Annotated in this window: 12 protein-coding genes; 5 read left to right on the forward strand and 7 right to left on the reverse strand. The window is 63.1% G+C overall.

Annotated features, from left to right (window positions below; translation table 11 throughout):
• Positions 1 to 114: 114 nt before the first annotated feature.
• Positions 115 to 699 (reverse strand): DNA-3-methyladenine glycosylase I, encoded by a 585-nt coding sequence (locus P1U48_RS17785; protein ID WP_301070617.1) that lies wholly within the window; start codon positions 697 to 699, stop codon positions 115 to 117.
• Positions 700 to 768: 69 nt separating this feature from the next.
• Here P1U48_RS17785 and P1U48_RS17790 point away from each other — a divergent pair, with 69 nt between their 5' ends.
• The 4 genes from P1U48_RS17790 (at position 769) to P1U48_RS17805 (ending at position 4,845) form a co-directional block, all read left to right on the forward strand.
• Positions 769 to 1,614, forward strand: a complete 846-nt coding sequence (locus P1U48_RS17790; protein ID WP_301070619.1) for an EAL domain-containing protein — start codon at positions 769 to 771, stop codon at positions 1,612 to 1,614.
• A gap of 165 nt (positions 1,615 to 1,779) precedes the next feature.
• A complete protein-coding gene (locus tag P1U48_RS17795; protein WP_301070621.1) occupies positions 1,780 to 2,955 on the forward strand; it encodes an acetyl-CoA C-acetyltransferase in 1,176 nt (391 codons plus the stop codon).
• A gap of 192 nt (positions 2,956 to 3,147) precedes the next feature.
• Entirely contained in the window at positions 3,148 to 3,870 is a 723-nt protein-coding gene (phbB, locus tag P1U48_RS17800) for an acetoacetyl-CoA reductase (RefSeq protein WP_301070623.1), read from the forward strand.
• A 102-nt stretch (positions 3,871 to 3,972) separates the two neighbouring features.
• Positions 3,973 to 4,845 (forward strand): EamA family transporter, encoded by an 873-nt coding sequence (locus tag P1U48_RS17805; RefSeq protein WP_301070625.1) that lies wholly within the window; start codon positions 3,973 to 3,975, stop codon positions 4,843 to 4,845.
• Positions 4,846 to 4,876: 31 nt separating this feature from the next.
• On the opposite strand, the gene P1U48_RS17810 is transcribed toward P1U48_RS17805, so the two are convergent.
• The 3 genes from P1U48_RS17810 to P1U48_RS17820 all read right to left on the reverse strand — a co-directional run bounded on the left by P1U48_RS17810 (position 4,877) and on the right by P1U48_RS17820 (position 6,113).
• Entirely contained in the window at positions 4,877 to 5,038 is a 162-nt protein-coding gene (locus P1U48_RS17810; RefSeq protein WP_301070627.1) for a DUF465 domain-containing protein, read from the reverse strand.
• Positions 5,039 to 5,140: 102 nt separating this feature from the next.
• Positions 5,141 to 5,905, reverse strand: coding sequence for a methyltransferase (locus P1U48_RS17815; protein WP_301070629.1), 765 nt, complete (start codon positions 5,903 to 5,905; stop codon positions 5,141 to 5,143).
• Positions 5,898 to 6,113, reverse strand: a complete 216-nt coding sequence (locus P1U48_RS17820; protein ID WP_301070631.1) for a DUF2007 domain-containing protein — start codon at positions 6,111 to 6,113, stop codon at positions 5,898 to 5,900. The genes P1U48_RS17815 and P1U48_RS17820 overlap by 8 nt, the downstream gene beginning before the upstream one ends.
• Before the next feature lie 64 nt (positions 6,114 to 6,177).
• On the opposite strand from P1U48_RS17820, the gene P1U48_RS17825 reads away from it, so the two are divergent.
• Positions 6,178 to 7,173, forward strand: coding sequence for a polyprenyl synthetase family protein (locus P1U48_RS17825; protein WP_301070639.1), 996 nt, complete (start codon positions 6,178 to 6,180; stop codon positions 7,171 to 7,173).
• Between the two features lie 94 nt (positions 7,174 to 7,267).
• Here the strand turns inward: P1U48_RS17825 and lpdA are convergent, their stop codons facing one another.
• From lpdA to P1U48_RS17840, 3 genes are all read right to left on the reverse strand, one after another.
• Complete coding sequence (gene lpdA / locus P1U48_RS17830; RefSeq protein ID WP_301070633.1) at positions 7,268 to 8,656, reverse strand: dihydrolipoyl dehydrogenase; 1,389 nt, start codon at positions 8,654 to 8,656, stop codon at positions 7,268 to 7,270.
• A gap of 86 nt (positions 8,657 to 8,742) precedes the next feature.
• Positions 8,743 to 9,138 carry an MAPEG family protein gene (locus P1U48_RS17835; RefSeq protein ID WP_301070635.1) on the reverse strand — a complete coding sequence of 132 codons (396 nt, stop codon included), beginning with the start codon at positions 9,136 to 9,138 and terminating at the stop codon, positions 8,743 to 8,745.
• Positions 9,139 to 9,218: 80 nt separating this feature from the next.
• On the reverse strand, positions 9,219 to 9,478 hold a 260-nt coding region (locus tag P1U48_RS17840), incomplete at its 5' end, for a 2-oxo acid dehydrogenase subunit E2 (protein WP_301070637.1).

The following is a 9,478-nucleotide window of genomic DNA, read 5'->3' on the forward strand; positions in this document are numbered from 1 at the left end:
GAAAATGGCCGCGTAAGTTCTACGAAGGCACCCCGCTAAAAATGGGGGGATTACCGTTTGAAGTGGTACGTAAAGTATAACACCGCCTATTTTGACCAGAGGAAGCAGGGGGCTTCAGGCTTGGCCGGGACCGGGCAGGGCGGCAATCCGGTTGTGGCAATGGCAGCTGGTGATGTGGTCGTTGACCAGGCCGCAGGCCTCCATGAAGGCATAGGTGATGGTCGGCCCGCAGAATCGGAACCCGGCCTTTTTCAGGTCTTTCGAGACCTGTTTCGACAGGGCGGTTTGCGGTGGCACCTCGACCTGGCTGGCAAAGCGCGGCTGCAGCGGTTGGCCGTCGACGTAGCTCCATAGAAATTGCGAAAACCCCGGGCCGGATTGAATGTCCAGATAGGCGCGGGCATTGCTGATGGTCGCTTCGATCTTGCCACGATGGCGAATGATACCGGAATCGCCAAGCAGGCGCAGCACCTCGGGCTCGCCCCAGCTGGCGATGACCTCGGGGTCGAACCCGGCAAAGGCGGCGCGAAAATTGTCGCGCTTTTTCAGGATGGTGATCCAGCTCAGCCCGGCCTGGAAACCGTCGAGGATCAGCTTTTCCCAAAGCGCCCGGCTGTCATGTTCCGGCACTCCCCATTCCTCGTCGTGATAGGCGGTGTAGATCGGTTCAGACCCGGCCCAGGCGCAGCGGTTCAACATATTCGGCCTTTCGTTAGCGGCTTGTTAGCGATTTGTGGCCAATCTTTGCGTGATGCGACGGAGAGGGCAATGAAAAGGCGGGGCAGGGTGAAATGGACGGATGTGCCACGGGATGAGGCGGACCCGCTGAGCGTTGCACTGGCACAGCGCGATGCCGGGACGCTGGATATGGTGCGGGATGCAATTGCGCAACGACAGGTTGCCTTGGCGTTTCAGCCGGTGATGCAGGCGGCGCAGCCCGGGCGCGTCGCGTTTTACGAGGGGTTGATTCGGGTCTTCGACCCCGGCGGACGGGTGATCCCCGCGCGTGACTTCATGCCCGCGTTGGAGGCCAGCGAGTCCGGGCGCGAGGTCGATGTTCTGGCGTTGGGAATCGGCCTGCAGACCCTGGCCGAACAGCCACATATCCGGCTGTCGGTGAACATGTCGGCGCGTTCGATCGGCTATCCACGCTGGCAAGAAGCGTTGCAGCGGGGGCTGGCCCGCGATGCGACCGTTGCCGAGCGGCTGATTCTTGAGATCACCGAAAGCTCGGCCATGCTGGTGCCCGAGCTGGTCACCCAGTTCATGGGCGATCTGGCGCGGCGCGGGATTTCCTTTGCGCTGGATGATTTCGGCGCCGGGTTCACCTCGTTCCGCTATCTCAGGGATTTCCAGTTTGATCTGCTGAAGATCGACGGCCAATTCATCCGCGGGGTGGCGCAGAACCCGGACAATCAGGTGCTGACCCGGGCTCTGTGCATGATCGCTGAGCAGCTCGATATGTTCACCATCGCCGAGTCGGTGGAGCGAGCGGAGGATGCGGAGTGGCTGGTGGCCAATGGTATCGATTGCCTGCAGGGCTATTTCTATGCGGCGCCGACCATTCATCCGCCTTGGCTGACGGCGGAAGCGGCGGCGCGGGTTTCGGCCTGAGGCGGTGCCAAGATCGGCATGCTGCGATGCGGCATGCCGACGCGTCAACCTCAGGCCCATTGAGACGCCGCGCGGAATCCTTTATCCAGATGCCAACGTCGGACTTGTGGCAGACGGGCGGCAGCGCCCATCGATGGTCCGATCACATCTGATGGAGGAATTCCCATGACCAATGTCGTCATCGCATCGGCCGCGCGCACCGCGGTTGGCTCGTTTACCGGCGGCTTCGCCAATACCCCGGCGCATGACCTCGGTGCGGCGGTGCTTGAGGCGATTGTCGCCCGCGCCGGGATCGAGAAATCGGATGTGTCCGAAACCATTCTCGGTCAGGTGCTGACTGCCGGTCAGGGTCAGAATCCGGCCCGTCAGGCCCATATCAACGCCGGTCTGCCGATCGAAAGCGCTGCCTGGGGCATCAATCAGGTCTGCGGGTCGGGGCTGCGCGCCGTGGCTCTGGGGGCCCAGCATGTCATGCTGGGGGATGCCGAAATCGTTGCCGCGGGCGGGCAGGAAAGCATGTCGCTGTCGCCGCATGTCGCGCATCTGCGGGCCGGGCATAAAATGGGCGATGTCAACTACATCGATTCGATGATCCGCGACGGTCTGTGGGACGCGTTCAATGGCTATCACATGGGCCAGACCGCCGAAAACGTTGCCGAAAAATGGCAGATCAGCCGCGCCCAGCAGGACGAATTCGCTGTCGCCAGCCAGAACAAGGCGGAAGCGGCGCAAAAGGCCGGCAAGTTCGACGATGAGGTGATCCCGTTCACCATCAAGACCCGCAAGGGCGAGACCGTGGTCGATAAGGACGAATACATCCGCTATGGCGCCGATATTGGCGCGATGCAGAAACTGCGCTCGGCCTTCATCAAGGACGGCACGGTCACCGCGGGCAACGCTTCGGGTTTGAACGACGGCGCCGCCGGGGTGCTGTTGATGTCCGCTGACACCGCTGAAAAGCGTGGAATCACCCCGATGGCGCGGATTGCCAGCTATGCGACCGTCGGGCTGGACCCGTCGATCATGGGCGCCGGGCCGATCTATGCCAGCCGCAAAGCGCTGGAAAAGGCCGGTTGGAAGGCCGAGGATCTGGACCTGGTCGAGGCCAATGAGGCCTTTGCCGCGCAGGCCTGCGCGGTCAACAAGGACATGGGCTGGGATCCGGCGATCGTCAATGTGAATGGCGGCGCCATCGCCATCGGCCACCCGATCGGTGCCTCAGGCGCGCGGATCCTGAACACTTTGCTGTTCGAAATGCAGCGCCGCGACGCCAAGAAAGGACTCGCCACCCTGTGTATCGGCGGCGGTATGGGCGTCGCCATGTGTCTCGAGCGGTTTTAACTGGGCGCACCAAGATCAGTACTGTGATCAAAGGCGCCCAAACGGGCGCCTTTTTTTGCAGCCAAAGGCTTGGACCAAGATTATCGGCCTGTGTCGGCAAGATGGAAAAATTATACGCGCAATATTGTTGCGCATCATTGATCAGATGGGTAACAGAGTTACCGAGAGCACATATTTCGAGAGGAGATTCAAATGGCCAGAACGGCACTCGTTACCGGCGGCACCCGTGGCATCGGCGCGGCAATTTCCAAGGCGCTCAAGGCCGAAGGCTATCAGGTCGCGGCGACCTATGCGGGCAATGACGAAGCGGCGGCAAAATTCACCGCCGAGACCGGCATCCAGACCTATAAATGGAACGTCGCCGATTATGACGAATCCAAAGCCGGAATTGCAAAGGTCGAGGCCGAGGTTGGCCCGATTGATGTGGTGGTCGCCAATGCCGGGATCACCCGCGACGCGCCGTTCCATAAAATGACGCCGGAACAATGGCATCAGGTGGTCGACACCAACCTGACCGGGGTGTTCAACACCGTGCATCCGGTCTGGCCCGGCATGCGTGAGCGCAAGTTCGGTCGGGTGATCGTGATTTCCTCGATCAACGGGCAAAAGGGCCAGTTCGGTCAGGTCAACTATGCCGCCACCAAGGCTGGCGATCTCGGCATTATCAAGAGCCTGGCCCAGGAGGGCGCGCGCGCCGGGATCACCGCCAACGCGGTCTGTCCCGGCTACACCGCCACCGACATGGTGATGGCGGTTCCGGAAAAGGTGCGCGAGTCGATCATCGCGCAGATCCCCGTTGGCCGTCTGGGCGAGCCCGAGGAAATCGCCCGATGCGTGGTGTTCCTGGCCGCTGATGACGCCGGCTTCGTCAACGGGTCGACGATCACCGCGAATGGCGCGCAATTCGTGGTCTGACCCCAGTAGGGTAAGTCTGTACAAAATTGGCCGATTCTTTACGGGGTCGGCCTTTTTGCTGCGCGATTGACATCGCCCCGTGCCTGCCGAGGATGCGCCGACATGACAGTTTTACGGCGCCGCCGCGCCACCAGCATCGGATTTCTAGCCATTCTGCTTTGGGCCCTGCTGGCGCTGCTGACCGTCGGCAGCGCGCCAGTGCCGCCTTTGCAGTTGAACGCGGTGTGTTTCGCCATTGGCGGCAGCATGGGACTGATCTGGTTGCTGATCTCCGGACGGGTCGGGCGGTTGCGTGAGGTGTCGCTTGTTACCTATGCCTTTGGAACCTTGGGGTTATTTGGCTATCACGCGCTCTATTTCGCAGCCCTCAGATCGGCGCCAGCGGCGCAGGCCGGGCTGATCGCCTATCTCTGGCCACTGCTGATCGTGTTGTTTTCCGGTCTGCTTCCCGGGGAAAGGCTGCGGCCCGGGCATTTGATCGGGGCGTTATGCGGCTTTGGCGGTGCGGCAGTGATTCTGGGGGGCGATGCCAGCTATGCGGCCGAGGCTCGGCTGGGATATCTGTTTGCCGCCGCCTGTGCGCTGACCTGGTCTGGCTATTCGGTTCTGTCGCGGCGCATGGCCCGGGTGCCGACGGAAAGCGTGGTGGTGTTTTGCCTGGCGACGGCCATTCTGTCGCTTGGGCTGCATCTTGGGTTTGAACAAACCCTCTGGCCGACCCACCGGTTGGGATGGGCCGCGATGATCGCGCTGGGGCTCGGCCCGGTGGGGCTCGCGTTTTATGTCTGGGACCACGGGGTCAAACACGGTGATATCCAGATGATCGGCGTGGCGAGCTATGCCGCGCCGCTGTTGTCCACCTTCATTCTGGTCGCAGCCGGGATCGCGGCGCCGTCCTGGCGTCTGATCGTTGCTGCTGTCTTGATCACAGCCGGGGCAGCCCTGGCCGCACGGGCCAGTTTACGCAAACCCTGACGACCCGCCGACCTGCGGCGGGTCTGAAAGGTCAGCTCAGCCGGGTGATCGCTTCTTTCAGGCGGAGCTTCTCTTTTTTCATCTGGCGGATTTCAGCGTCGGGTACGCTGGGTGAACGCGCGGCTTCGTCCACTTTGGCGGCAAGGATCTGGTGCTTCTTCTTCAGTTCTTCCACATGCGAACCCAAGCTCATCATCTTCTCCTCTGGTTGAAATACACGCTGAAATTGGAGCACATTTTTACATTTCTGTCACGTGACATGCATGCAGTCTGAAAGATGGCTGTTAACAGGTGATTAAACCGACAAGTTGAAGTCGAGCGGGGCCGCCTCGCGGAGAATCGCCGACGCGATGGCGGTGTAATCCTCGGCATCGCTGGTGTGGCTGGCGCCGCTGTGCAGCAACAAACCGGCATGCAACTGGAACGCCGCGTTCCGCTCCTTGCGGCCCCGCAGCAGCAGCAGACGGGCGGCGCGGCCGGCGCGCGGGGTCAGTGGTTTCAGCTCCAGCGCGCCGAGGTGACTGGCAAAGGCGGTGATCAGCTCGGGCAGGCGTTCGGCCCGGTGGATGAAGGTCAGGCTGCCGCCGGGGCGCAGCCGCCGCGCCGCCACGCTCACCCAATCGGCCAATGGCGTGTCCTCACCCATTGCTGCCTCGCGGGCGTCGTGTTGGCCTGCGACCGAAGAATGGCGCAGAAAATAGGGTGGATTCGCGATAATGTGGTCAAATTGCCGCTGCCGCAGCGCCGGTGGCATGGCGGTCAGATCGCCGGTGATCACTTCCATCTCCAACCCGTTTTCCGCAGCGTTTGCAACGGCCAGCGCCGCGTGATCGGCCTGTCGTTCCAGCCCGACCAGGCGCAGCCCCGGCAGCCTGGTGCCAGCGCAAAGCGCCGCAGTGCCGACGCCGCAGCCGAGATCCAGTAACGATTCCCCGGGCTTGGCCAAGACCGAGGCGGCCAGAAACACCGGATCGACCCCGGCGCGATAGCCCTGTCTCGGCTGGCGGATCATCACCCGCCCACCAAGAAACGCGTCGCGGGTCAGCCCATTATCAGCCATTCTGCGCGATGCCATTGTCGCGGATGGTGCGCAGGGCACGCTCGTAATCCACATCGCGCACCATCAAGCGGCGCGGCAGTATGCCCAAGGACCCCTCGACGACGCTCATGTTTACGTCCATTTCGAAGCAGTCTATATCCTCGCCCTGAAGCAGAGCGCGGGCAAAGGCGATCACCGTCATGTCATTGCTGCGCAAAAGCTGTTTCATGACCGAGACTAAAGGGCAGAGCCGCGCTATTGTCGAGGCCTGCCGTCGGGCGAAGGGGATGACATTGGACAAGGTGGTCACCAAGCCGCATGACGCCCTCGCGGCGCTGTTCGCCGCTGAAATGGCGGCGATGAATGAGGTGATCCGCAGGCGCATGGCCTCGCGCCACGCGCCGCGCATTCCCGAGGTCACCGCGCATCTGGTCGAAGCTGGCGGCAAACGGCTGCGCCCGATGCTGGTGATCGCGGCGGCGCGGCTCTGTGGCTATCAGGGCGACCAGCATGTCAATCTGGCGGCGACGGTGGAATTCATCCACACCGCCACCCTGTTGCATGATGATGTGGTCGACGAAAGTGACCAGCGTCGTGGACGACCCACCGCCAACCTGTTGTGGGACAACAAGTCTTCGGTTCTGGTCGGAGATTACCTGTTCGCGCGGGCGTTCCAGCTGATGGTCGAAACCGGCTCGCTGCGGGTGCTCGACATCCTGTCGAACGCGGCGGCGACGATTGCCGAGGGCGAGGTGCTGCAACTGAGCGCGGCGCAGGATCTGGCCACCAGTGAGGAGACCTATCTGCAGATCGTGCGCGGCAAGACCGCGGCGCTGTTTTCCGCCGCAACCGAGGCCGGCGCGGTGGTGGCCGGGGCCGATCAGGTGGTGATTGACGGGTTGCGAGACTATGGCGACAGCCTCGGCATCGCCTTTCAGATGGCCGATGATCTTTTGGATTATCAAGGGGATAGCGGGGCAACCGGCAAGGACGTCGGTGACGATTTCCGCGAGCGTAAGATGACCCTGCCGGTGATCCGGGCGCTGGCTGCCGCCGATGACGAAGAGCGTGCCTTCTGGCAGCGCACCATTGGCAAGGGCCAGCAGGTGGCGGGCGATCTGGAACAGGCGCAGGCGCTGTTTGCCCGCCATGGGACGCTCGATTCGACGCGCGATACCGCGTTTGAATGGGCGGCACGGGCACGGGCGGCGCTGGCTGGAGTTCCCGAAGATCCAGTCAGGGATCTGCTGGCGGATCTGGCGGATTACGTGGTGGCGCGGCTGCGCTGAGCGCGGGTTTCGGCGCGTCGCTTGATGGGCCACTGAATGAAAACGGCCCCGCCGGGCGTTCCGGGCAGGGCCGCTTTCTTTTCGATCACAGGCTTTAGGCGTGGATTGCCCCGTCGCCGCAGGCCAGGGCCGCCTCGCGCACCGCTTCGGAATAGGTCGGGTGGGCGTGGCAGGTCAGCGCCAGATCCTGGGCCGAGGCGCCAAATTCCATCGCCACACAGATCTCGTGGATCAGATCGCCCGCCGCCGGGCCGATGATATGCGCGCCGAGGATCCGGTCGGTGTTCTTGTCGACCAGGATTTTCACGAAACCGTCGCCAGCAAAGATCGCCTTGGCGCGGGCGTTGCCCATGAAGGAAAACTTGCCCGCCTTGTAGGCGCGACCGGCCTTTTTCAGTGTCTCTTCGGTTTCGCCGACCGAGGCGACCTCGGGATGGGTGTAGATGACCCCGGGGATCACCCCGTAGTTCACATGGCCCGCCTTGCCCGCGATCACCTCGGCCACCGCCATGCCCTCGTCCTCGGCCTTGTGGGCCAGCATCGGGCCGGTGATGGCGTCGCCAATCGCATAGATGCCCGGCACATTGGTGGCCCAATGGGCGTCGGTGGCGATCTGGCCACGTTCGGTCATCGCAATCCCCAGCGCCTCAAGCCCGAGCCCCTCGACATAGGGTTTGCGGCCGGTGGCGACGAGGACGGTGTCGGCGTCGATCTCGGCCTCGCTGTCATCCTTGCGCAGCTTGTAGCTGACCTTGGCCTTGCCCGCCTTGGTGGCGACCGATTGCACCGCAGCGCCCATGATGAAGTTGATGCCCTGCTTTTTCAGGATCCGTTGCAGGGTGCGCTGCACCTCGGGATCCATGCCGGGGGTGATCTGGTCGAGGAATTCGACCACCGTCACCTCGGCCCCGAGCCGGGCATAGACCGAACCCATTTCAAGCCCGATGACCCCGGCGCCAATCACCACCAGTTTCTTGGGGGGTTTCGGCAGGGTCAGCGCCCCGGTCGAGGTGACGACGATCTTTTCGTCAATCTCGACGCCGGGCAGCGAGGCCGGGGTCGAGCCGGGGGCAAGGATGATCGCCTTGGCGTCGTAAAGGTCGTCACCGACCTTGACCTGGCCCGGCGCGGGCACAGTGGCCCAGCCCTTGATCCAGTCGATCTTGTTCTTCTTGAACAGGAATTCGATGCCCTTGGTGTTCTGTTCGACGACATCGTCCTTGTAGGCCTGCATTTGTTTCCAGTCGACCGACGGGGTCTTGCCCTTGAGCCCCATGGCGGCAAAATTATGCTCGGCCTCATGCAGCTGATGGGTGGCATGCAGCAAGGCCTTGGAGGGGATGCAGCCGACATTCAGGCAGGCGCCGCCGAGGGTGGCCCGGCCTTCGACGCAGGCGGTTTTCAGCCCCAGCTGGGCGCAGCGGATCGCGGCAACATAGCCGCCGGGGCCAGCGCCGATGACGATGACGTCGTATTGAGCCATGGTTTTTCCTTTCGTTGGGTGGGGTAGGGGGCGCTGCCCCCTCGGCCTTTGGCCTCACCCCCGGGATATTTTCGACCAGAGGAAGATCAAGTGAGCGCGGCGAGGAACAGGAGCCCGCAGCAGGTGAGGGCGAGGATCCAGAGGTAGCTGCGCCAGGGTTTCCAGCCGAGCGCATAGGCCGGGGCATAGAACAGGCGCGCGACGACATAGATCCAGGCCAGGGCGGCGGTGTAGCCGGTGGATTGGCCGGGAATGGCGATACAGGCCACCGCAGCGGCAAAGAGGCCGATCATCGCGGTGGAATTGTCATAGGCGCGCAGCATCCGCCCGGTGGTGTCGCTGGGCGGATGGCTGGGCGGGCGGTCGCGCGGCGAGGTGGTGTAGCCGAGGCCGATCTCGCGGTTGGCCTGGATGCTGGCGATGGCGAATTGCACGATATGCACGAGGCCTGCAAAGGCGAGGGCGGTGAGTTCGGGGGTCATGGCGGGCGCCTCCTTTGTCCGATCTGGCCTGGTCGTGCGCCGCCAGCCGGGCGGGGCCCGGTCTGGCGGAATGTCGGCTGTTACAGATCCATCAGCAACCGGCGCGGATCCTCAAGCGCCTCTTTCACCCGGACCAGGAAGGTCACGGCGCCTTTGCCGTCAACCACCCGGTGGTCATAGGACAGGGCGAGATACATCATCGGGCGGATCACCACCTGGCCGTTGATCGCCATCGGCCGGTCCTGGATCTTGTGCATGCCAAGGATGCCGGATTGCGGCGGGTTCAGGATCGGCGAGGACATCAGCGAGCCGTAGACGCCACCGTTGGAGATGGTGAAGG

Origin of the sequence: Pseudooceanicola sp. (assembly GCF_029213205.1) — a bacterium.
Taxonomy (GTDB): domain Bacteria; phylum Pseudomonadota; class Alphaproteobacteria; order Rhodobacterales; family Rhodobacteraceae; genus Pseudooceanicola.

What these genes read in the sequence shown, in the direction of transcription:
- P1U48_RS17785 (WP_301070617.1), bottom strand. Translation starts at nt 699, where the DNA reads ATGTTGAACCGCTGCGCCTGGGCCGGGTCTGAACCGATCTACACCGCC.
- P1U48_RS17790 (WP_301070619.1), top strand. Translation starts at nt 769, where the DNA reads ATGAAAAGGCGGGGCAGGGTGAAATGGACGGATGTGCCACGGGATGAG.
- P1U48_RS17795 (WP_301070621.1), top strand. Translation starts at nt 1,780, where the DNA reads ATGACCAATGTCGTCATCGCATCGGCCGCGCGCACCGCGGTTGGCTCG.
- phbB (WP_301070623.1), top strand. Translation starts at nt 3,148, where the DNA reads ATGGCCAGAACGGCACTCGTTACCGGCGGCACCCGTGGCATCGGCGCG.
- P1U48_RS17805 (WP_301070625.1), top strand. Translation starts at nt 3,973, where the DNA reads ATGACAGTTTTACGGCGCCGCCGCGCCACCAGCATCGGATTTCTAGCC.
- P1U48_RS17810 (WP_301070627.1), bottom strand. Translation starts at nt 5,038, where the DNA reads ATGAGCTTGGGTTCGCATGTGGAAGAACTGAAGAAGAAGCACCAGATC.
- P1U48_RS17815 (WP_301070629.1), bottom strand. Translation starts at nt 5,905, where the DNA reads ATGGCTGATAATGGGCTGACCCGCGACGCGTTTCTTGGTGGGCGGGTG.
- P1U48_RS17820 (WP_301070631.1), bottom strand. Translation starts at nt 6,113, where the DNA reads ATGAAACAGCTTTTGCGCAGCAATGACATGACGGTGATCGCCTTTGCC.
- lpdA (WP_301070633.1), bottom strand. Translation starts at nt 8,656, where the DNA reads ATGGCTCAATACGACGTCATCGTCATCGGCGCTGGCCCCGGCGGCTAT.
- P1U48_RS17835 (WP_301070635.1), bottom strand. Translation starts at nt 9,138, where the DNA reads ATGACCCCCGAACTCACCGCCCTCGCCTTTGCAGGCCTCGTGCATATC.